The organism is Paenibacillus sp. SER-28 (assembly GCF_052906305.1).
In genome coordinates, this window is sequence record NZ_JBRECM010000003.1 from 1 (window position 1) to 21,334 (window position 21,334).

Genomic DNA, 21,334 nt, shown 5'->3' on the forward strand with positions numbered 1-21,334 from the left:
TACGCATCGTCGCCTTGGTAGGCCTTTACCCCACCAACTAGCTAATGCGCCGCAGGCCCATCCACAAGTGACAGATTGCTCCGTCTTTCCTCCTTCTCCCATGCAGGAAAAGGATGTATCGGGTATTAGCTACCGTTTCCGGTAGTTATCCCTGTCTTGTGGGCAGGTTGCCTACGTGTTACTCACCCGTCCGCCGCTAGGTTATGTAGAAGCAAGCTTCTACATAACCCCGCTCGACTTGCATGTATTAGGCACGCCGCCAGCGTTCGTCCTGAGCCAGGATCAAACTCTCCATTAAAGACCAACCGAAGCTGGTTTATAGAAAGAGCGATAAGCTCATTTTGAAACTGACGAGATAAAATATCTCTTGTTTGATTTTGCGAACAAAATCGTTTTACTCACTCGTTGTTCAGTTTTCAAAGATCAAACTTCTTTTCTTGTGGATTCAGTTTGTCGCCTCATCAACTCTTATATCATATCATGTCCGAACCAACTTTGCAAGCATTTTTTGAAATCTTTTTTTGTAACACTCGCTCACAATATTGTATTTCTTGGCCGGAATTAGAATATACCATATACATATCCCTTTTGCAAGCATTTATTAGATAAGATGTCACAATGCTTTATTATTATTCGTTTTCCTTCTATATAATAGCTCCTTTGTATCTATCTGCATCTAACTACAAAAAAAGAACCTCTTCCCTTAAGCAACAGGAAAGAGGTTCTGTGTTATATATCTACTGATTATTCGGAGCCCATAAAGGCAAAGCGGATCACTACAATAATAGCAAGCACCCACATGAGCCAGTGAATTTTAACTTTATTGCTGGTAAACAGGTTACTAAACACAGCCAGCACAACGTAAGACAGAATACCAGCAGAGATACCATTCGCGATTCCACCTGTGAAAGGCATCAGCACAATGGTCAAAAATGCAGGAAACGCCAACAGAAAGTTATCCCAGTCGATATTGCGAACCTGACTCATCATTAGGACCCCAACGATAATCAGAGCTGGAGCAGTAGCGGCAGAAGGCACAACCAGAGCCAACGGTGCAATAAACAGGGCCAACAAGAACAGAATACCTGTCGTTACAGCAGTCAATCCGGTACGTCCACCTTCTTCTACCCCTGCGGAGCTTTCTACGAATGCTGTAATCGTACTTGTACCCAATACTGCACCAGTACTTACCCCAACTGCATCCACCAGCATCGCTTTACCGATAATTTTCTCGCCTTTTTTCTTATCTTTCATTATACCCGCGCGTGTAGCCGTACCTACCAAGGTACCGAACGTATCAAACAACTCTACAAATGTGAAAATGAAAATGATATCAAACAGACCGATATGCAAAGCTGCTTTCAAGTCTAACTGACCTACAGCCAAATTACTGAAATCAGGAATCCAGTTGCCTGTTGTCAAGCTACTCAAATTTGTTACTCCCATCGGAATACCGATTAATGTAGTAGCTACGATCCCAATCAGCAATGCACCTTTGACCCGTACGACCATCAGTGCTGCGATAATAAGCAATCCGATTAGCGCCAGCAGTGCATCCTTTTGATGTACCAGACTTCCCAGAATCAAATTAAAAGCATGACCCGGAACCGGTTGACCAACATCTGTCCCTGGAACGATGCTCACCATAACCAGATTACAAAGCTTGAAGCCGACAATCGTAATAAACAAACCGATACCTACTGTAATGGCTGTCTTTAAATTTTCCGGAACTGCAACAAGCAGCATCTGTCTTACTCGTGTCACGGTTAAAATCAGAAAGACGATACCGGATATAAATACAGCGCCAAGTGCCGCTTGCCAAGTAATCATGCCATTGGAACTCAGGACTACAGTCATAAAATAAGCATTTAAGCCCATACCCGGCGCCATGCCGATCGGCACATTAACGAATAACCCCATCAGTATGGTAACCAAACCTGCACCTACCGCCGTCGCAAAAAAGACAGCTTCACTGGGCATACCTGCTCCAGTCGGACCTAAAAAGGTATTGTTGACCACCAGAATATAAGCCATGGTCATAAAAGTAGTAATCCCCGCAATAATCTCTGTGCGGACGTTCGTGCCATGTTCCTTTAATTTAAAGAAACGCTCCATGAGTCGTAATTCCTCCTACGCAAAGCATACTCGTATTGTTGTCGTTCGTTTGAAGTAATATTCGCATTCATATGCGCTATATTATTACATTCGTTATTTTAGGCTCTCACCTACTGCTTGTCAACAGAAAAAGCGAATGTTACAAATTGAACACATATGTATTGTTCGGAAAACAGAAAACCCGCAAGCTATTATGCAGCTGACGGGTTATCATTTAGAGGAATCAGATAAAATCTTCATCGTGCAATTCCTTTCATGCTGTATATGTGTATGCGTCCTTATGAGAAGGTTATTGCAATTTTACCAACAGCGTGGTGGGTTTCGCTTAAAGCGTGTGCGTCATACAAACCTTTTTGTGAAAAAGGAAACGTAGCTCCTACTACCGATCTTACTTTCTTTTGCTCCAACAGATCGGCAATTTCCTGTAGTTGCTGTCCGTTGGGCTCCAGCCATATATTTTGGGCTGTTACGTTGTACTCCTTCACCAACTCTTCGTCAAAATTGCTGACAATGGATATGATCCGTCCGGTATCCTTTTTCACTACCTTAAGGCTGTTTTTCTGAACATCCCCACCCATCGTATCGAACACCACGTCCACATCAGATAAAACTTCCTCAAAACGAGTTGTACGATAGTCAATGATTTGGTCGGCTCCCAATGAAGCAAGCAATTCATGATTACGCTCACTGGCTGTAGTAATGACATAGGCTCCGGCCTGTTTGGCAAACTGGATAGCAAACATACCTACGCCACCTGCACCTGCATGGATTAATACTTTTTCCCCTTTGGTCAGTTGACCATGTGTAAAGAGCGCCTGCCAAGCAGTCAACCCCGCCAAAGGTACAGAAGCGGCTTTCTCCCAAGAAATTGAGGCGGGTTTACGTGCCAGCAGATGATCATCCACCAAGGTATACTCGGCATAAGTACCGAATCGGGTGGTGTCCGGGCGTGCAAACACTTCATCTCCCACTTTCCAATCGGTGACCTCGCTGCCTACTTCCGAAATAGTACCGGCTACATCCCAGCCTAAAATAATCGGGAACTCCCAATCCATCATTTGTTTTAAGTAACCTTCACGTAGCTTCCAGTCAATTGGATTGATGGAGGTAGCCGCCACTTTGACTACAACCTGGTGAGCCTGTGGTGTAGGAGTAGGCACTTCTCTTTCTTTCAATTCATCCTTGCTTCCATACTGATCTATAACGATGGCTTTCATATTCATTTCCTCCTCGCACATTTACATATTCTTTACATTGCTAGACATACGTTGTAGCACATCTGTCAAAACCACAATTTCCTCATCTGTAAACTTACATAGCAGCTTTTCCTGAAAGGCTTGTCTTTGCTCTGACAAAACTTGCAGCTCTTGAACCCCTAATTCGGTCAAACGTATATAGGTCACACGCTTATCCTGCTCTTTTTTACTACGTAAAATCAGACCTTCCTCTTCCAGCCTTCTCAGATGTCGGGTCACTGCTGCACCATCCAGAACGAGCAGATGTTGGAGCTCTAGCTGACTTAGTTCCTGACGATGATCAATATGATACAAAATTTCGACCTTGGTAAAACTGGTTTTTAATTGTGCTTCAAAAGCGTTATTCATTTCTTTACACAAAAGATGCATGCGATAAAACAACTGGCTTCTTTCAGAGCAATGTTCGATGACAAACCCTCCTTCTAATGCTTGACCCATCAATTGATGTATCAGGTATTATACACCGTCACTAGAAATAAACAAGTCTGAGACAAGTATATACAAATCCTACATTCACAAAAAAAAGCTCAAGCTAAGCGGATAGCCTGAGCATTCTAGAACTTGTAGTTAGTAGGGTCATTCAATAAAACGATGAAATGGTCCAAATTACAGTGTATTCATAAATCCGATAATACGGGCCGCCATCCGCTCGTGGCCTGCCTGATTCGGGTGCAGGCCGTCAGGAACACCATTTTCCCCTGTAAAGTACATTTGTTTATGTACAGGCAATAGTGGTTGAATTCCGGTGATATTCCACAGATCGCAGCACGGGAAAGAATAAAGTGAGGCCACTTCTCTCACAGCCTGTGCATACGCGCTATAGACTTGACCAGTAATGGCATTAGGCAGATGCTCAGGAACCGTATCACTTGATCCGTGAGGCGGAGTCAAAAAGACGATCAGCTTGTCCGGATAACGGTTAATTAATCCTTCGGCGATATGCTTGAGCGCACCATAAAACGTACGCGTTTCTGTCGATGGCGTATTCAAGCTACCGAACGATATTTCTCCCATCGAAAAATCGTTTCTCCCCCCCATAAAAAAGATCACGTTCGCATGAGGGTTCATTTTCTCATAACGCTCACACATCGGTTCAAAACCGCCACTGGCTACACTGCTGCCGGATATGCCGTGATTCTCAAAGGTTTGGAATCCCAGTGCGTCGCTCACAAGATGGGGATAAGGCTTTTCTTTATCACGCAATTCATATCCATACGTAATGCTATCGCCCAGAAATACAGCATGGCTGCCTTGGTATTTGCCTTGATTAATTGTCATTCGATGTCTCTCCTATCTATTAGATCGTATTGTTGATTTCGATAAATTTATGTTCAATCGCTGTCATTTCGTGATTTGGACGAGAGATTAAATATGTATCCATGTAGCCGAAGGTTGGGGGAGTGGGCAAATAGGATGTTACTTTGAATTGCCGCGCAAGCCTTTTAGACATAAGGGTGATTCCCATTCCCATCAAGGCAAATTCCACCATCGTATCAAACACACCGACCTCCACCACCTCGCCATGGGTCAATTGCATGTCCTGATACATCTTCTTTAAATGCGTTAGGTACAGGCAGCCATCCGACAATATGATAATAGAAGCTCCTTGCAGCACCTGTTTGAGATCCGAGCCTTCATGTATACCTTTCCCCACCAGCACCAGCTCTTCACGGCATATTTTTTGATAATGAATATACGGGTTGGTGGGATAGCCTGTGACAAAAGCAATATCGAGCTCGCCATCGAGGATCAATCGCTCCATTTCCGTGGTGGTTCCGGTTTTTAATGTAACCGAGGCCTGCGGGTACAGCTCGTATACCTTCGTAAGCGCCCTTGTTGTTTCCCCCGCAACAATGGACTGCATCGTACCGATGCGCAGCTTTTCCTCCTGCGGTCTCATTTTCATCTCCGTGTCTTGCCATAGCAACAACATTTGCTTGAACTGAGCATATAGGATTTCTCCTGCAGGTGTCAGCTCCATACCACGGGGCTTTCGGTAAAATAACGCTGTGCCGTAATGAGCCTCCAGCTTCTTTATTTTGGCCGTCATATTCGATTGCAGGTGATTCAACTTTTGAGCTGCTTCTGTCAGGCTTCTCAGCTCTGCCACCGAAACAAATGCTTGCATATTTTCAATATCCATCTCTTCATCTCCCATCAAATAAAATGATATCTATATCATAAACAAGCATTATTATTTATGAGTTAAATGTATTATATTGGCCTTGGATGCTATTTTCCACCCTCATTTTAAAAATCAGGAGGTATGGCAACATGATCAAAAAGAAGATTCGTGTAGGTATCGTAGGAGGTTCGATGAATAATAAATGGGCCAGTCAAACGCATATTCCGGCTTTGCTCAAGCACTTAAACCTGGATATCACTGCCGTCGGTACCTCTCGTATGGAGAGTGCGCGACAAAGCGCAGAAGAAGTAGGCGCGGCACTGGCTTTTGATGATGCCAAAAAGCTCGCAGCTTCCGAGGATGTGGATATGGTCGTGGTGAGCATAAAAGTTCCCCATCATTACGAGGCGGTGATGGCGGCAATTCAAGAGAGTAAGCACATTTTTTGTGAATGGCCCTTGGGGGCAAACACTGCGGAAGCTGCTAAAATGGCCAAGGCGGCGGAATTGGCAGGCATTCATCATACCGTCGGCTTGCAGGCACGACAGGATCTTGAAGTGCAAACGATGAAAAAACTCGTAGAGGGCGGAGAGATTGGTGAAATTATATCCTGTCATATGCAAGTAGCTACTCCCGGTAAAGGAGGACAAGTAAATCAGGACACTGCTTATTTGCTGAATAGAGCCAATGGGGCTAATCTGCTCACGATTAATGGCGGGCATTCCCTAGATGCACTGCAATACATCGTTGGCGAATTCCGCGAGTTATCGGCCATCACATCATCCCGCTATAACGAAGCCACTATTCAGGAAACGGGTGAAGTCATTTCCAAGGATACAGCCGATCAGATTCTGATTCACGGGCTGTTGGAAAAAGGAGTACCGGTATCCGTTCACATTCAAGGTGGAGTAAATTCTAAGTTTGAGATAGAGATTCAGGGGAAAAAGGGCATTTTGCGTTTGACACAGAATCCTTCGCTTGGGCATGTTCAATTTGGGAATCTAACGCTCGAAAAACTTGTGTACGATCCAAGCAGTACGCAGAGTCATGGTCCTAATGGCTCTTTTGAACAAATAAGTATAACTAGAGAGCCTAATACAAGCCTGGATTTCCCAAAACAAGGGGTAACCCTGAATGTAGCCAAGGCTCATTATGTTTTTGCCGAGGATATTTTGACACACACCCGTCTCGCTCCCGATTTCAACCATGCCTTAAAGCTGCACCAGCTACTGGACCGCATTGAGGAATCGGCTGCAACTGGGAAAAAGATCGTATGGTAAGGTAGGATTATAAAAAAAGAACCTTCAACCCCACGATAGATGTGGAGTTAAAGGTTCTTTATATTGTGCTACCTTTTTAATGAAGTCATGTGTTCTCCACTTTTATCCTGTCACCTTCAACCAAAATAACTTCGGCGTTGCTGATTGGATATAAATTTAATTGGCTGCCATATTCCTCAATGATGTTCTCCACCGCTTTTTTAAACGGAATGTTCGTATGATGGGGGACTGGATAGAATCCAATGACCCCTAGCGCAGCAAAGGAATCTAATGCAGGGGCCTCCTGAACATCGTCCATAAGTTGAACATATTCGATATTCGGTGATAAAATCAACGAACCGGCAGATTCGCCTATATACAATTTCCCTGCGTTAACTTCTTCAGCAATGATTTTGTCAGCCCCAGTTCTTTTTAACTCTTGAAGTAAATAAAATGTGTTGCCTCCGGTAATATAAATATAGTCATTTCCTCTAATTTTACTCGCTATTTCATCCCAGGTTGCTGTGCTTATTTCGATTTCATCCACGACTAATCCTAAACTCTCTAATGCTTTTTTTCCTGATTCCACATAAAACTTAACTTTCTCTGGAATACTTGCGGTTGGGATGAAGGTGACTTTTTTTCCTTCCAAGTTTTCACCGACGAAATGGACTAACCATGGTGCAACATCCTTAAATGAGGACGACAAAAATAATTTTTTCATCTCTTTATTCTCCTTAGAACAGCGTCTAATGAAACGGGATATGTAACACTTTACTCTAGGTATATTATAAAATATATTAGTATCAAAACATGACACCATTGGAGGATAACATAAAAAGCTTGAAGCTGATAAAGTCATATAAAAAAGAAGACATTATTATTGAATAATATCTCCTCTTTTTCAACCTCATATCCGTTGTAAATAACTGGGGTTCCTTGATTTTGACCCATAAAAATACTCTCTTCCCCGCTCTCATTTTGGAGTGGGAGCAGATGTTCGACCTTGAATCCGTAAAAAAGACTCCTGCCGCACAGCGATATTTCGGCCGATGCGGAGGAGTCCTGATGTTGTATTGGTGAATCTCAAAAGGTTTGTGATTACAGGGCGGGAGTTCCCGCGTTTATTCCCACTCAATCGTTGCTGGTGGTTTGGAGGTGATATCGTACACGATGCGATTCACGTTATCCACTTCGTTTACGATACGTACCGAAATTTTCTCCAGCACATCCCAAGGGATACGTGCCCAGTCGGCGGTCATACCGTCGATGGAGGTTACTGCACGAATACCTACAGTGTAAGAATACGTACGAGCATCGCCCATAACGCCAACACTCTTCATATTCGGCAAAGCGGTGAAGTATTGCCAGATTTCCCGGTCCAGACCGGCTTTAGCAATCTCCTCGCGCAAAATGTAATCCGACTCACGAACAATCGTTAGCTTGTCCTCTGTCACTTCACCCAGCACACGAATGGCAAGACCCGGACCTGGGAATGGTTGACGCCATACAATCTCAGCTGGCAATCCACATTCTTCGCCGACTTTACGCACTTCGTCCTTGAACAGAGCATTCAACGGCTCGATCAGCTTGAACTTCATGTTCTCTGGCAAACCACCCACATTATGATGAGATTTAATGGTCTGTGCCGTTGCTGTTCCGCTCTCTACAATATCCGTATACAGCGTACCTTGTGCCAGGAAAGTAAAATCGTCAAATTGAGAAGATTCTTCCTCGAACACATAGATAAACTCGTTACCGATGATTTTACGTTTTTGTTCTGGATCATCGACTCCTGCCAGCTTGGACAAGAAGCGCTCACGTGCGTCAATTTTGACAACTTTCATATCAAATTTACCAACGAACGTCTCCATTACACTTTCGGCTTCACCTTTGCGCAGCAATCCATGGTCAATGAACATACACGTCAGTTGGTCACCGATCGCTTTGTGAATGAGCATCGCTACAACGGAAGAATCCACGCCACCGCTTAAGGCACACAATACTTTCTTGTCGCCTACCTGTTGACGAATCTCACGAATCTGATCTTCAATGAACGACTCCATGGTCCAGTTGCCTTCACAACCGCACACTTCATAAAGGAAGTTGCTGATCATCTCGTTACCTTGAACGGAATGACGCACCTCTGGATGAAATTGCACCGCATACAGATTCCGCTCCAGGTTACTCATCGCGGCAATCGGCGCACTCTCTGTTCCTGCATCCAGTGTAAAGCCAGTCGGCAGATCTGTAACGTGATCCCCATGACTCATCCATACGGTTTGACGAGAATCCAATCCTTTAGCCAAGCGGGCATCCTGATTGAATTGCACGTCTGCTTTGCCATACTCACGCTTGCCCGCACGTTCTACCTTACCATCCAGTTGGTGAGCCATCAGTTGCATGCCATAACAAATACCAAAGATAGGGATGCCAAGATCATAAATTGCCCGATCCACCTGAGGAGCATTGTCTGTATATACGCTGGAAGGTCCGCCTGAGAAAACAATCCCTTTTGGCGCCAGCTCTCTCAGCTTCTCCGCAGGCGTATTGTATGGAAGGAGCTCGCTATATACGCCGAGATCCCGAATTCTTCTTGCGATTAACTGGTTGTATTGTCCTCCAAAATCAAGAACTACAACGATTTCATTAGGCTTATTCATTACCGTGCCTCCCTCAATTGTTCGTTTCATTATACGCAACGATAAAACAAGACGTCAAGAAATCAACCGGAGTTGAGTGGGCATGAAAAGATTGTTAAAATGAATTGATTCTAAAATACTCAATCTGTTCGTAGGAGTGTAAACGATGGATGTGCTGAAGTGGATCGCGCAATTGTTCGAAGAATACGGCTACGGCGTCCTTTTTTTCGGCTTGCTGCTTGAGTTTATTGCTTTACCATTTCCCGGGGAAACCACAATGGCTTATGCGGGATATCTCTCCTATGCCGGTACCTTGGATTTCGGTAAACTGGTGCTACTAGCTTTTCTGGGCACAACCCTCGGTATGACTATTACCTACTTTATTGGAAGATGGGCTGGACTCCCCTTTATTCAGAAATACGGTAAATGGGTTTTGTTATCGCCGGACAAGCTTCAGAAAACACAAAAATGGTTCCAACGATATGGATACTGGCTTATCTTCCTTGGATATTTTATCCCCGGTGTCAGGCATTTTACCGGTTATTTTGCCGGGATTATTGCTCTTTCTTTCCGTAAATTTGTCTTGTATGCTTACAGCGGCGCTTTATTCTGGGTCATCCTCTTTCTAAGCATCGGCAAGCTATTTGGTCCCCAATGGGATGCCATTTTCCATTTGGTAGAGCTGTATGCGCTGCGAATTGCGGGAGTCGTCGGGTTCATAATCCTGCTGTATATTATTTACCGGTGGAGAAGCTCCCTGTTTAGCTCGCTACGCAAATCTGAAAAATCGGTGAAAACCAGCAACAAGGATGACTTGAAGTAGTCAAACTCCTGCTGCCTTACGGCTACGAATCCTTGCATAATACATCGAAATCACGATAGATATCACCACAAATCCCGCGCCTCCAACCCAACCCAACATACGCGGCTCCATCATTTCAATCGCCACCCCTGCTCCAAACATAGACAATCCGATGGTACCTTGGCTCCACGCCGTCAGCATGCCCAACAATGGACCCTGTAAATACAATGGGGTCTCCCGCATTAATAATGTATCCAGACAAATGGCCCCTACCCCGCCAGCCAACGAAATTAAGAAGTAAATAGCAACCGCCGCCCATGCGTGATAAATACCGCTTAAACCCATAAGTAAAATCCCCTCCAACAAAAGGCATACCAGTCCTCCCTTCAACAAAGAACCACTGAATAAATATCCTATTGCATAGCTGGCAACCAGACCCGCGCCCAAAGCGGCGTAAAACAATCCGATTCCGGCATCGCCCAGCCTGAATTCCTGCACTGCATATACACTAATCAGAACATTATCAATGCCATTGAGCATGGGAACCAGCAACTCAAATGCAACAACAACTTGGAGAGGAACGGATGCACGAATACAGTCCAACATTCGCGATCTGCTCCGGTTTGGATGATCCTCCCTGCTTATTTTCTCCTTCATGACAGGTGGAAATGCAATATTGCGAACGATCAAACCTGCGGCAAAAAAACTTGCTGCGTTCAATATAAATGCAGCTTGTGGTCCAAAGAGAGCAGATATGATGCCTCCGGCAGCAGCACCAACGACCAGCACCAGCCCGCTCATCACCTGCTCAAGACTGTTCACCTTCAATAATTTGGAGGGACGAACAAGCAGCGGAATGGATGATTTACGAGCAGGAGCATACAAAGCTTCTCCGCAGGCTAGCAGGGTACTGACTCCATAAATGATCCATATGTCCTCAGGACTATGAACACCTAAAAAGGCAAGGGCTGCCAAGCCTCTGAAAAGATCCGTGGTCATCATAAGCATACGCCGGGATATGCGGGTAATAAGCACGCCCGCCGCAGGTGACAGGACTAAAAAAGGAATCACCCGCAATCCCAGCAGGATACCCACACTGAATCCCGAACCGGTAAGCCGATAAATTAAAGCCAACAAAGCGATCTGACAGAATCGGTCTCCCATTCCGTTAATGATACCTGCGGCAAATAACTTCCTGTATTGTCTATCTACCATTTTAATCAACTCCGATACTTAGGGTTCATTCATTATACATAAATCTAATTAGTTATATATCTAATTTATAAAAATCGCTCTATAATCGTCAAGGCATAAATTCATATATTCAGAGCATACTAAGCCAACAAACTCCAATATCGGAGGATTTTACGTATGCCAAATCAGAATAAAAGTTGTCCACTTACTCATGTGTCCTCTAACTTGAGGGATAATGTAAACCATATCGAAAGCTCCTTTGGAAACAGCGGAGATGTAATCATTAAAGAGCTATTATGGATGCAAAAATGGCCAGCAGCTTTGTTTTATATCGATGGTCTGATTAACACTCAATTGCTCCATGATTCCGTTCTACGTTCATTAATGCGGGTAAACGAGCATCATGTACCGGAGGGTGCGGAACCGTTCGACTATTTAAAGGATCAAGTTTTGATTGCAGGTAACTCAGGTAGTGTGGACGAAATGGATGCCTTATTCAACCAGATGCTATCTGGCGGTATTATCATTTTGCTGGACGGATACGCAAAGGGCATATGGATTGATGCGGTCGGTTGGGAGGATCGCAGTGTCAGCGAACCCCAATCCCAAAGTGTCGTACGGGGTCCAATGGAGGCTTTTACCGAAAATTTGCGTACCAATACTGCCCTAATTCGTAGGCGAATCCGCGATCCGCGTCTCTGGATGGAAACAAGACAGATCGGCCAAGTGACTCATACCAATGTGGCCGTGATGTATGTCAAAGGGATTGCTGACGAAGGAGTTATTCAGGAACTGAGAGAACGTCTGGACCGAATTGATATTGACGGGATTTTGGAAGGGGGTTACATCGAGGAGGAAATTCAGGATGAAACCTTCACCCCGTTTCCCACCATTTATAACAGCGAGCGCCCGGATTCGGTCGCTGCTAGCCTACTGGAGGGCCGAATCGCTATCTTGGTGGACGGGACCCCCTTTGTACTGTTGATACCCGCATTGTTCGTTCAATTTTTCCAGTCGGCGGAGGACTATTACCAGCGTGCTGACATCAGCACTTTGCTGCGTTTGCTGCGTTTCTTTTCCTTTTTTATCGCTTTGCTTGCACCAGCAGTTTATATTGCGGTAACTACCTTTCATCAAGAGATGATTCCTACAAACTTATTGGTCAGTCTCGCAGCACAAAGGGAAGGCGTACCGTTTCCAGCCTTTATCGAGGCGATGCTCATGGAAATTACTTATGAAATTTTGCGTGAAGCAGGAGTCAGAATTCCGAGGACAGTCGGACAGGCTGTATCTATTGTAGGGACACTGGTTATTGGGCAAGCAGCCGTGGATGCGGGGGTTGTCTCGGCGGCTATGGTCATTATCGTGTCAATCACCGCCATCTCCAGCTATGTTATTCCAGAAAACGGCCTGTCGATAGCGGTTCGTATTATACGCTTCGCCTTAATGATGCTAGCCGCAGCCTTCGGGCTTCTTGGAATATTGATGGGTTTAATCGTGCTTTTACTGCACTTAACCAGTCTGCGATCGTTTGGAGTATCTTATATGAGCCCGTTTGGTCCCTATGTGGAAAGCGATATGAAAGATACGCTGTTTCGCCTACCTTGGCCTCGCATGACGACACGGCCTCAATCCATTTCTATCCAAAATATGATCCGCCAAAAAACGAAAAAAAGACGGATTGGCAATAAATCAAAAACCAGAAGGGATCAACCATGAAGCAGACCATACATTTGCTCATCGTCTGGGGGCTGATTGCTTTACTATTGGGTGGATGCTGGGATCGCAAAGAATTAAACGAGCTGGGCATCGCTATTGGGATCGGAGTGGATATGGAAGGTGACCAGTATCAGGTGACGGCTCAGGTGGTTATTCCTTCGGCAGTAGCTTCCAAATCTTCACCAAGTGCAGGCTCGCCCGTCGTTACTTATGAGGCCACTGCGCCCACAATTCAAGAGGCTATTCAAAAAATGACGGATACAAGCCCGCGAATCATCTATTTATCTCATATTCGTATGCTGATTTTAGGTGAAGAGTATGCGAGAAGAGGAATTTCTGATGCGATTGAAGCCTTGATGCGAGAGCCTTTTACTAGAAGTGACTTTTATATTGCGATAGCCAAAGATAACAAGGCTTCCACGATGCTAAAGATCCCCACTCCACTTGAAAAGTTACCGGCCAATAAAATGTTTGCTTCATTGGATACGTTAACCAAAACATGGGCTCCTGCCACCAAAGTAACCATGGATCAACTGCTGAGCGACTTGGCTAATCCTGACATCCAGTCCACTCTGCCCGCTTTGGAAGCTTTGGGAGATATAGAATCGTCTAATGAAAAAGGTATAGATGACACCAAAAGCATATCTCCTGGAACCATACTGAGGTTCTCCGGTATCGGTGTCTTAAAAAAAGACCGCTTGCTGGGCTGGATCAATGAACAAGACAGCAAAGGGTTTAATTACATTCGGAATACAGTGGAATCAACTACAGGACACGTCGACTGTCAGGGAGGGGGGACTATCGCCTTATTAGCCTTGAACAGCGAAACCCAAAAAAAAGTGATCATTCGCGATGGAGAACCTGTTATCTCCATATCCGTTACCAACGACAGCACTGTACGAGAGGTCAATTGTAAGCATATGAAATTAAGCAGTATGGCTGATATTAAAGAAATTGAGGCCGCAAGCAATGAAAAAATCGTTGAAATTATGAAGCATTCCGTAGAGACTGTTCGTCGTGAGTTTAAATCAGACATTTTCGGCTTTGGTCAGCTGATCCACCAGTCCAAACCAGAGCTTTGGAAAAGACTAAAAGAAGAAAAAGAAAATCCATTTATGGACTTACAGATTGAATATAAGGCAAAGACGACGATCAAAAAAATTGGTTCTTTGTTTGAATCGTTCCAAAAAGAAATGAAGGAGTGAGCTGGGTGGAGGAGAAAGGGCGTATCAGCATTACAAATATAGCCGTACTCGTATTTTTGAGTATTATCGGAGACTGCGTATTGGTGTATCCCTCCCTCATTACTAGCATATCCAAGCAGGATGCCTGGATCAGCTCATTTCTAAGCATCCCCGCAGGACTAGCTGTACTGCTGCTGCTCCTGCGGGTACACCAGCTATACCCTGAACTTACCTTTATTCAGCTCTGCCAGCGAATTTTGGGTCCGTGGCTAGGCGCCCTCATCTCAATATGGTATTTGTTCCATTTAATGATGAATTCAGCGATTTATTTAAGAGAAGTTGGAGATTTTATGAACAGCCAGACCTATGTGATGACACCTCTTCCCGTTATCAATTTACTCTTAATCCTTGTGCTGATGTGGGGGATGTATATGGGATTGGAGCCTATTGCCCGTACGGCTCAAATCTTATTTCCATTGTGCTTGGCTTTCGCTTTGTTTTTAATCCTGTGCTTGCTTCCCCAATGTGAAAGTCAGCAGCTTAAGCCTATTATGGAGCAAGGTATTCCTAAGATTATGGAAGGCAGCCTATTTGCGCTCTCCTACCCCTTCGGAGAATTAGCTTTTTTACTCATGATTTTCCCCTATGTAAGCAAAAAACCGGGTCTAAAAAAATCGGTTTTACTAGCCGGCCTTACTGCCAGCGTTCTGTTAAGCGTACTACTCCTGGTTTCTCTCATGGTTCTGGGCCCTTTTGTAACCGAACACAGCGTGTATACCTCTTATATGCTATCTAAAAAAATTAACATAGGGAATTTCTTACAGAGGGTTGAATCCCTGATGAGCACAGCGTGGATTATCACTACTTTTGTTAAAACCATCTTACACTTTTATGCCTTTACCTTAGGAATGACTCAGCTACTGCGTTTAGACAATGTACGGACTTTTCTGGGCCCTAGCTTCATGATCCTGTTTGGTCTGATTATCGTGTCGGCACCCAACATTACTTATTATCTGGATACGATCGTTCACGCCTGGATTTATTGGGATTTGACTGATTCCGTGGTCCTTCCCTTGCTGCTGCTTGTCGTATACAAGTTTAGATCGAAAGGCCGTCACAGCCTGGGACCTGGTTGACCCTCACCCTTAACGGAAGGAGCCTTAACATGCTGATCACCATTGTCATTATCTGTATCGGTCTAGCCATTGCTGCCAAAGATTTACCAGGCTTGTACCGAAAGCATCGCTTTAAGGATATGTTCGTGTATATCATTATGCTCGGATTAGGCACATGGCTTAGTATTCTTGCTGCAAAATTAGAGGTTACGCCAAGCCCGCTGATTCTGATTGAAGCCATCTATAACCCTGTTAACGCTTTTGTGTCAAATATATTTGGTTTTTAGAAAGGAGGCAGCCACATGTTAAAAAAAGCACGTATTAGCGTTCGGCAAGTGACTGTCCTGATGTTCCTGAGTTTAATCGGGGATATGCTCTTAATCTATCCGACTATCATTACACATATTGCTCAGCAGGATGCCTGGATCAGCTCTATATTATCTATCCCGTTGGGCTTAGTTATCATTTATGTACTTATTCGCGTTCATGAGCTCTACCCGAATCTTTCGCTTATTGAAGCCATCCGCAAAATTTTGGGACCTGTGTTCGGATCTATTGTTTCCTGCTGGTATCTGTTTTATTTTTTTATGGGTACCGCCCTTAATGCGAGAGAGGTAGGAGATTTTCTGAGTACACAATTATTTGAAGAAACCCCTTTGAGCGTTCTACTGGCGATGGAAGTTTCACTACTGGTGCTTACTGCGCTAGCGGGAATTGAAGCCTTTAGTCGGGTTAGCGAGATTTTGCTACCTGTGTATGTACTCATCTTCTGTGGTCTGATCTTGGCACTCCTGCCACAAATTCAGCTTTCTAATGTACGGCCTGTTTTGGAAAACGGGCTCGCTCCTGTTGCTAAAGGGATGGTTCCAGGCGCGGGAATGCCTTTTGCCAGCATGTCTATCATGCTCATGGTATTTCCTTTTGTAAACAAAAGAGGCCACTTTAAAAGAGATATGCTGCTGGCGTCGCTCATAGGCGGAGTGCTGATTACCCTCTTTTTACTGCTCTCCCTCCTTATCATTGGGCCCTTTGTGACCAACTACAGTCCATACATTTCTTCTGCACTTACAACAAAAATCAATGAACTGAATTATATTACACGCATTGAGTCGCTTGTCTCATTAACCTGGGCACTGGCCGCTTTTTTCAAGGGAGTCATTTTCTTTTACGCGTTTACCTTCGGAACAACCCAACTATTCCGAATTTCTAATATCCGTCCCTTTGTCATCCCCGCAGGAGGGCTTGTGTTTGGCATGACCATTTCGATAACCCCAAATGTGTTTTATTATGTAAGAACTCTGGTTTATCCTATGTCTACTTGGCATTATACCAACGGCTTGATCATTCCGCTTGTTTTATGGGGTGTTTATCTCTGCAAGCAAAAGTGGAAGCATCGACAAAACGCATCTAAAAATTAACAAAAACCTTTTGAAACCGATGCTTAAAAAAGCATAATCCGATTCCAAAAGGTTTTCTTTGTTCTTCACTTACGCCATATCCTGAATGTAAGCCAGCGCAGCATCGATATGCCCTTTCACTCTTAAACCACGCCATTCATGAACTAAAATTCCATTTTCGTCAATAAGGAACGTAGACCGAACAATACCCATGTACTGCTTGCCGTACATCTGTTTTTGCTGCCATACACCATACGTCTCAGCGACCTGATGCTCTTCATCAGATAACAACTGAAAAGGGAGTCCGTACTTTGCAATAAACTTGTCATGCTGCTTGAGTGGATCTGGGCTTATCCCCAAAATCACCGTGTTCAAGCCTTCAAACTCCGTATGTTTATCCCGAAAATCACAAGCCTGGGTCGAGCAGCTAGAGGTCAAATCCTTGGGATAGAAATACAGCAACACCCTATTACCTCGATAATCAGACAGCTTGACACGCTTTCCTTCACTCCCAGGCAATTCAAAATCCGGTGCCTCTTGCCCAATAACGGTAAATATCGTGGACATCTCATCATCTCCTATCTTGTGGGGGCTTATGTGATCTGACCTACGAGCCTGCCCCTCTGTAGCGGCGAATTCCCCAGTTCCATGCCAGTAAGCCCAAGGTCAGAAAGACAATCCCCATCACAGGAGTTAAGAGAGCCATATGGCGCATGTCCTCTCGGTGGAGGAATAGGGAGGCTGGATATACACCAACAAAAGCAAAAGGTAGTATCCAAGTCAGCACAACCTGAATGGCACGGTTATAGATGGTCACCGGATAACGTCCGTAGCCCTGAATATTGTACATGAGCGGAATAATTCCAGTGGGCGCATCCGAAAAGAATGAAAGAGAAGTCAATATGGTGTAAATGCCCGTATAGATTGCCACGGCACTTAGGCTCAAAACGATCAGCGCTGGTACGAACCACCACTCCATAGCCAAGTCCATCTGTGCCCCGCTGATCCCCATAATAATCAGACCGATCACTGAGCCCACCAGCGCGGGCGGGTCCACATTTTCAAGGAAAATCTGGAACAGATTATATGCAGGACGAGTCATTACCCGATCGAGCTCACCTTTCACAATATAACGTTCGCTAAAGTTCCAAAGGTTGACGAAACAGCTGAATAGTCCGTAAGGAACCATGAAAAATCCATAAACGAACACGACTTCATTTTCACTCCAGCCTCCCAAACTGTCTGTATGCATAAAAATAACCAGGATAAAAATAAGATTCGTGGCCTGAAACAGCAGGTCTGAAATCACTTCTACCCAAAAGTCAGCCCGATAGGTGAGCCGTGACTTCATGTAATTTTTCAAATATTCGCTAATGAGACCCAAATAGTACATCATCGGCTTACCCTCCCTGCACGAACAGACGTCTGCGCGCCAGTCGCCAAATGATGATCATCGGCACGAGCAGAACGACCAGCCAAATGATTTGGATACCCAGTACATTCCAGATGCCAACGCCTTTTACACGTCCCGTAAATACAGAACCCGGCAAATAGGTAATCGCCTGAAACGGCATCCATTGGGCGATCGTCGCCAGCCAGCCTGGAAACAAACTGATTGGCAAAATCAACCCAGAAAACAGATCTACAACTACGCGCTTCATACGCATCATGCCCTCATTATTTTCGATAAAAAAGGCCGTTAATCCCGTAATAATATTAATCTGAGTGTTGATCATAAAGCTAAAAAACAGCATGACCAGAAAACCAACCCAGGCTACCGGATCCGTGGGAAGCTTTACCGGAAATAACAGCATCGCAATCGCCATGCCTGGAATCATAAACAGCAGAAAACGGAACATACCCTCGCCGAGTCCTTGCATAAATTTAACAAGTACATAGTTATAAGGTCGGATCATCTGAATTGCAATGCTTCCATCACGTATATCCGTCGAGATCTCACGATCCAGATTGTTAAAATAAAAAGCTCTCGCCATCCACGATACTGCTACATACGTCGTCATCTGAGCAGCGGTAAAGCCTCCAATGCTACCCGCATCGCCATATATCGCTTTGTATGTGAAATAATACACGCCAATATTCATGCAATAAATAAGGATTCCTGAATAATAGTTCACACGATACGCAAGCATCGTGAGAAATCGGATACGAATAAAATCGGTGTATACGCTAAGCATGAACTTTGGCCTCCACTATCGGATTGCCCTGGCGTTCAGCCGAACCAGACTGATAGATACTGCGGACGATATCATCCGTGTTGGTTTCAATGATTTTGATATCCGTAATGTCCGTGCGACCGACTACGCAAGCGAGCACATCCGATACATTAATATGAAGAGGAATCCAAACTTTGGCAGCCAAATCATTATCCATCGTCCAAGCCAGTGGCATATCAGCAGTCCATGCCTGTAATTGCTCCAATTGGGTCGATGTGCCAAACTGGAACCGTACTTCTCGACCTGTCCCCCAACGCGCCTTCAGATCCTCCAGACCACCATCATAAATGATATTTCCATCATCCAGCATAATGACGCGCGAGCACAGCGCTTCAATATCCTGCAAATCATGGGTCGTCAGCAAAATAGTCGTACCGTGATCCCGGTTCATGTCCTTCAGAAACTCACGAATTTCGGATTTCACCATAATATCAAGCCCAATGGTCGGCTCGTCCAGAAAAACAATAGACGGATTGTGCAGCAAGGCAGCTACCAACTCACAGCGCATCCTTTGCCCGAGACTAAGCTTGCGTACCGGGCGGCTTAGCAGATCCTGCAATTGCAGCCTCTCTACCAGCTCATCCAGCCTACGTTTGAAGTCCGTAGCCGGAACCTGATATACTTTCCGCAGTAGTTGAAAAGACTCGATCACACCGATGTCCCACCAAAGCTGACTGCGCTGACCGAAAACAACGCCAATGTTGCCTACAAATTTCTCGCGTTCCTCATAAGGGACATAACCGCCCACCTTGAGATGTCCCGATGTCGGCACGAGAATGCCTGTCAGCATCTTAATCGTGGTGGACTTTCCGGCGCCGTTCTCACCGATATAACCGCATATTTCTCCTTGCGGAATACGGAAAGATATATCTTTGACCGCGGCTACCTCGTTGTATTCGCGGGCGAATAAATCAAGGAAGGCACCCTTTAAGCCCTCGCGATTTTTTTGAACCTTAAATGTTTTGCGCAGATCCTGCACATCAATTGCCAGCATGTTATACCTCTCAATCAGGATTTGTAAAATCCATAGTTAAATTGATTGTGCTCCAAAAAGAAATTATAATGTAATGAACTGAAAAGCGAAAGGGAGAGCATCCATGACAAGCAGAACCAAAAGGACGATATGGTCGGTTCTAGCCGTGGTAATCGTCGCGATTGTCGGCTTTGCCGTGTACTATTTTACATCCATTTATAATCAGCTGGATAATCTGCATAAAGAGGGCGCTAACTCCCCCTTCAAAAATGTAAAGCAGGTCGATCAGGTTCGTACGCCAGAACCACCCAAGTGGGAAGGTACCGATATGGTTAACATTTTACTGATGGGTGTCGATGGGCGCGGTATCCAGAAAGGGGAAGTCCCCCGATCAGACAGCATGATGGTTGTATCACTGGACCCCGTTAAGAAAAAAATCCACCTGTTCTCTATTTTGCGTGATACGTACGTGGATATTCCCGGCTACGGAAAAAATCGAATTAACACTGCCATTACTCACGGACCCAACACGGCCATGAAGACGGCTGGCGACCTGTTAGGCATCCCGGTGCAATATTATGTCTACACGGATTTCCAGGGCTTTATCAAACTGGTGGATGCCGTAGGCGGGATTGATTTTGAAGTGGAAAAGGATATGCATTATACAAGTAATGCGGATAAACATCAGTACGATATTGATTTGAAAAAGGGCATGCAGCATCTAGATGGCAACACGGCGCTTCAATATGTGCGGTTCCGCCACGATGCAATGTCCGACTTCTCCCGATCAGGACGGCAACGGGCATTCTTGGAAGCCGTAGCCCAGAAAATGCAGACCACGACTTCCATCGCTAACTTGCCGAATATTTTAGAGCAGGTTAACCCGTACATCGACACGAATCTCAGTGTTAACGATATGTGGAAGCTGGCAAATGTGGGGTACCAAAGCAACTTTGCAGGCAGCGAGCAGGTCCCACCGATGAAGATGCTCGGAGAAGAGAATGTGGGCGGCGCGGCAGTTCTTACTGTCCGCGATCCGGAAGAACTGAAAACGTATGTGCAGGATATATTTAATAATCCACCCTCACAAACACAGGAACAAAATAAGGATCAGAACGAAACGAAACAGCCAGACAGTGCATCGTCTACCAAGAAGGATAAAGCTTCTTTTACAGGGGGCAGTAAAACCAGTAATGAGGATGCTTCCACACAATCAACAACAAAGACAGGTCAAAAAGAGCTATAATGATGTATGCAGGGGCAGCCGTGAACGCTGCCCTTTGGCGTGTGTATACCCTATTTTAATGAACGGAAAGGAA

At 44.9% G+C, this 21,334-nt stretch carries 20 protein-coding genes and 1 rRNA gene; 8 read left to right on the forward strand and 13 right to left on the reverse strand.

Annotated elements, in window-relative coordinates:
- The 6 genes from ACUYLD_RS10100 to ACUYLD_RS10125 all read right to left on the reverse strand — a co-directional run.
- Positions 1–298: ribosomal RNA gene (locus tag ACUYLD_RS10100) — 16S ribosomal RNA — on the reverse strand; the annotation flags it as partial.
- A gap of 446 nt (positions 299–744) precedes the next feature.
- Positions 745–2,115, reverse strand: coding sequence for an NCS2 family permease (locus tag ACUYLD_RS10105; RefSeq protein WP_446674935.1), 1,371 nt, complete (start codon positions 2,113–2,115; stop codon positions 745–747).
- 278 nt (positions 2,116–2,393) lie between these two features.
- The gene (locus tag ACUYLD_RS10110) at positions 2,394–3,332 is read right to left on the reverse strand and encodes an NADP-dependent oxidoreductase (RefSeq protein ID WP_254351198.1); all 939 of its coding nucleotides are present in this window, start codon (positions 3,330–3,332) and stop codon (positions 2,394–2,396) included.
- A gap of 21 nt (positions 3,333–3,353) precedes the next feature.
- Positions 3,354–3,824, reverse strand: a complete 471-nt coding sequence (locus ACUYLD_RS10115) for a MarR family winged helix-turn-helix transcriptional regulator (RefSeq protein ID WP_446675179.1) — start codon at positions 3,822–3,824, stop codon at positions 3,354–3,356.
- 153 nt (positions 3,825–3,977) lie between these two features.
- Positions 3,978–4,649, reverse strand: coding sequence for an SGNH/GDSL hydrolase family protein (locus tag ACUYLD_RS10120; protein ID WP_446674936.1), 672 nt, complete (start codon positions 4,647–4,649; stop codon positions 3,978–3,980).
- Positions 4,650–4,668: 19 nt separating this feature from the next.
- Entirely contained in the window at positions 4,669–5,514 is an 846-nt protein-coding gene (locus ACUYLD_RS10125) for a LysR family transcriptional regulator (RefSeq protein WP_348621544.1), read from the reverse strand.
- Between the two features lie 131 nt (positions 5,515–5,645).
- On the opposite strand from ACUYLD_RS10125, the gene ACUYLD_RS10130 reads away from it, so the two are divergent.
- A complete protein-coding gene (locus ACUYLD_RS10130; RefSeq protein ID WP_446674937.1) occupies positions 5,646–6,776 on the forward strand; it encodes a Gfo/Idh/MocA family protein in 1,131 nt (376 codons plus the stop codon).
- 85 nt (positions 6,777–6,861) lie between these two features.
- Here ACUYLD_RS10130 and ACUYLD_RS10135 read toward each other — a convergent pair whose 3' ends face one another.
- Positions 6,862–7,479: a Type 1 glutamine amidotransferase-like domain-containing protein gene (locus ACUYLD_RS10135; protein ID WP_446674938.1), complete on the reverse strand. Its 618-nt coding sequence runs from the start codon at positions 7,477–7,479 to the stop codon at positions 6,862–6,864.
- Between the two features lie 400 nt (positions 7,480–7,879).
- Complete coding sequence (gene guaA / locus ACUYLD_RS10140) at positions 7,880–9,418, reverse strand: glutamine-hydrolyzing GMP synthase (protein WP_013308777.1); 1,539 nt, start codon at positions 9,416–9,418, stop codon at positions 7,880–7,882.
- 145 nt (positions 9,419–9,563) lie between these two features.
- Here guaA and ACUYLD_RS10145 point away from each other — a divergent pair, with 145 nt between their 5' ends.
- Positions 9,564–10,220 carry a DedA family protein gene (locus tag ACUYLD_RS10145; protein ID WP_250259413.1) on the forward strand — a complete coding sequence of 219 codons (657 nt, stop codon included), beginning with the start codon at positions 9,564–9,566 and terminating at the stop codon, positions 10,218–10,220.
- On the opposite strand, the gene ACUYLD_RS10150 is transcribed toward ACUYLD_RS10145, so the two are convergent.
- The gene (locus ACUYLD_RS10150) at positions 10,221–11,414 is read right to left on the reverse strand and encodes an MFS transporter (RefSeq protein ID WP_250259414.1); all 1,194 of its coding nucleotides are present in this window, start codon (positions 11,412–11,414) and stop codon (positions 10,221–10,223) included. It abuts the gene before it with no gap.
- Between the two features lie 156 nt (positions 11,415–11,570).
- On the opposite strand from ACUYLD_RS10150, the gene ACUYLD_RS10155 reads away from it, so the two are divergent.
- From ACUYLD_RS10155 to ACUYLD_RS10175, 5 genes are read left to right on the forward strand one after another with little or no spacing between them, the layout of a single operon-like run.
- Complete coding sequence (locus tag ACUYLD_RS10155; protein ID WP_446674939.1) at positions 11,571–13,112, forward strand: spore germination protein; 1,542 nt, start codon at positions 11,571–11,573, stop codon at positions 13,110–13,112.
- Positions 13,109–14,317 carry a Ger(x)C family spore germination protein gene (locus ACUYLD_RS10160; RefSeq protein ID WP_446674940.1) on the forward strand — a complete coding sequence of 403 codons (1,209 nt, stop codon included), beginning with the start codon at positions 13,109–13,111 and terminating at the stop codon, positions 14,315–14,317. Before ACUYLD_RS10155 ends, ACUYLD_RS10160 begins: the two co-directional genes overlap by 4 nt.
- A gap of 5 nt (positions 14,318–14,322) precedes the next feature.
- Positions 14,323–15,432 carry a GerAB/ArcD/ProY family transporter gene (locus ACUYLD_RS10165; protein ID WP_250259416.1) on the forward strand — a complete coding sequence of 370 codons (1,110 nt, stop codon included), beginning with the start codon at positions 14,323–14,325 and terminating at the stop codon, positions 15,430–15,432.
- 29 nt (positions 15,433–15,461) lie between these two features.
- Positions 15,462–15,698, forward strand: coding sequence for a hypothetical protein (locus ACUYLD_RS10170; RefSeq protein ID WP_250259417.1), 237 nt, complete (start codon positions 15,462–15,464; stop codon positions 15,696–15,698).
- A 15-nt stretch (positions 15,699–15,713) separates the two neighbouring features.
- Positions 15,714–16,829 (forward strand): GerAB/ArcD/ProY family transporter, encoded by a 1,116-nt coding sequence (locus ACUYLD_RS10175; RefSeq protein ID WP_446674941.1) that lies wholly within the window; start codon positions 15,714–15,716, stop codon positions 16,827–16,829.
- A gap of 69 nt (positions 16,830–16,898) precedes the next feature.
- Here ACUYLD_RS10175 and bcp read toward each other — a convergent pair whose 3' ends face one another.
- From bcp to ACUYLD_RS10195, 4 genes are read right to left on the reverse strand one after another with little or no spacing between them, the layout of a single operon-like run.
- Positions 16,899–17,375 (reverse strand): thioredoxin-dependent thiol peroxidase, encoded by a 477-nt coding sequence (gene bcp / locus ACUYLD_RS10180; protein ID WP_250259419.1) that lies wholly within the window; start codon positions 17,373–17,375, stop codon positions 16,899–16,901.
- Positions 17,376–17,415: 40 nt separating this feature from the next.
- Positions 17,416–18,204, reverse strand: coding sequence for an ABC transporter permease (locus ACUYLD_RS10185; protein WP_080710685.1), 789 nt, complete (start codon positions 18,202–18,204; stop codon positions 17,416–17,418).
- Positions 18,205–18,208: 4 nt separating this feature from the next.
- Positions 18,209–19,003, reverse strand: coding sequence for an ABC transporter permease (locus ACUYLD_RS10190; protein WP_053324641.1), 795 nt, complete (start codon positions 19,001–19,003; stop codon positions 18,209–18,211).
- Positions 18,996–20,036 carry an ABC transporter ATP-binding protein gene (locus tag ACUYLD_RS10195; RefSeq protein ID WP_028540997.1) on the reverse strand — a complete coding sequence of 347 codons (1,041 nt, stop codon included), beginning with the start codon at positions 20,034–20,036 and terminating at the stop codon, positions 18,996–18,998. Before ACUYLD_RS10195 ends, ACUYLD_RS10190 begins: the two co-directional genes overlap by 8 nt.
- A 103-nt stretch (positions 20,037–20,139) precedes the next feature.
- Here ACUYLD_RS10195 and ACUYLD_RS10200 point away from each other — a divergent pair, with 103 nt between their 5' ends.
- The gene (locus ACUYLD_RS10200) at positions 20,140–21,261 is read left to right on the forward strand and encodes an LCP family protein (RefSeq protein ID WP_250259420.1); all 1,122 of its coding nucleotides are present in this window, start codon (positions 20,140–20,142) and stop codon (positions 21,259–21,261) included.
- The last annotated feature ends 73 nt before the right edge of the window (positions 21,262–21,334 follow it).

Excerpts from the sequence above, each read along its gene's own strand:
- ACUYLD_RS10155 (WP_446674939.1), top strand. The coding sequence starts at position 11,571 with ATGCCAAATCAGAATAAAAGTTGTCCACTTACTCATGTGTCCTCTAAC.
- ACUYLD_RS10190 (WP_053324641.1), bottom strand. The coding sequence starts at position 19,003 with ATGCTTAGCGTATACACCGATTTTATTCGTATCCGATTTCTCACGATG.
- ACUYLD_RS10195 (WP_028540997.1), bottom strand. The coding sequence starts at position 20,036 with ATGCTGGCAATTGATGTGCAGGATCTGCGCAAAACATTTAAGGTTCAA.
- ACUYLD_RS10185 (WP_080710685.1), bottom strand. The coding sequence starts at position 18,204 with ATGATGTACTATTTGGGTCTCATTAGCGAATATTTGAAAAATTACATG.
- ACUYLD_RS10110 (WP_254351198.1), bottom strand. The coding sequence starts at position 3,332 with ATGAAAGCCATCGTTATAGATCAGTATGGAAGCAAGGATGAATTGAAA.
- ACUYLD_RS10120 (WP_446674936.1), bottom strand. The coding sequence starts at position 4,649 with ATGACAATTAATCAAGGCAAATACCAAGGCAGCCATGCTGTATTTCTG.
- ACUYLD_RS10125 (WP_348621544.1), bottom strand. The coding sequence starts at position 5,514 with ATGGATATTGAAAATATGCAAGCATTTGTTTCGGTGGCAGAGCTGAGA.
- ACUYLD_RS10160 (WP_446674940.1), top strand. The coding sequence starts at position 13,109 with ATGAAGCAGACCATACATTTGCTCATCGTCTGGGGGCTGATTGCTTTA.
- ACUYLD_RS10170 (WP_250259417.1), top strand. The coding sequence starts at position 15,462 with ATGCTGATCACCATTGTCATTATCTGTATCGGTCTAGCCATTGCTGCC.
- bcp (WP_250259419.1), bottom strand. The coding sequence starts at position 17,375 with ATGTCCACGATATTTACCGTTATTGGGCAAGAGGCACCGGATTTTGAA.
- ACUYLD_RS10145 (WP_250259413.1), top strand. The coding sequence starts at position 9,564 with ATGGATGTGCTGAAGTGGATCGCGCAATTGTTCGAAGAATACGGCTAC.
- ACUYLD_RS10200 (WP_250259420.1), top strand. The coding sequence starts at position 20,140 with ATGACAAGCAGAACCAAAAGGACGATATGGTCGGTTCTAGCCGTGGTA.
- ACUYLD_RS10105 (WP_446674935.1), bottom strand. The coding sequence starts at position 2,115 with ATGGAGCGTTTCTTTAAATTAAAGGAACATGGCACGAACGTCCGCACA.
- guaA (WP_013308777.1), bottom strand. The coding sequence starts at position 9,418 with ATGAATAAGCCTAATGAAATCGTTGTAGTTCTTGATTTTGGAGGACAA.
- ACUYLD_RS10175 (WP_446674941.1), top strand. The coding sequence starts at position 15,714 with ATGTTAAAAAAAGCACGTATTAGCGTTCGGCAAGTGACTGTCCTGATG.
- ACUYLD_RS10150 (WP_250259414.1), bottom strand. The coding sequence starts at position 11,414 with ATGGTAGATAGACAATACAGGAAGTTATTTGCCGCAGGTATCATTAAC.
- ACUYLD_RS10130 (WP_446674937.1), top strand. The coding sequence starts at position 5,646 with ATGATCAAAAAGAAGATTCGTGTAGGTATCGTAGGAGGTTCGATGAAT.
- ACUYLD_RS10135 (WP_446674938.1), bottom strand. The coding sequence starts at position 7,479 with ATGAAAAAATTATTTTTGTCGTCCTCATTTAAGGATGTTGCACCATGG.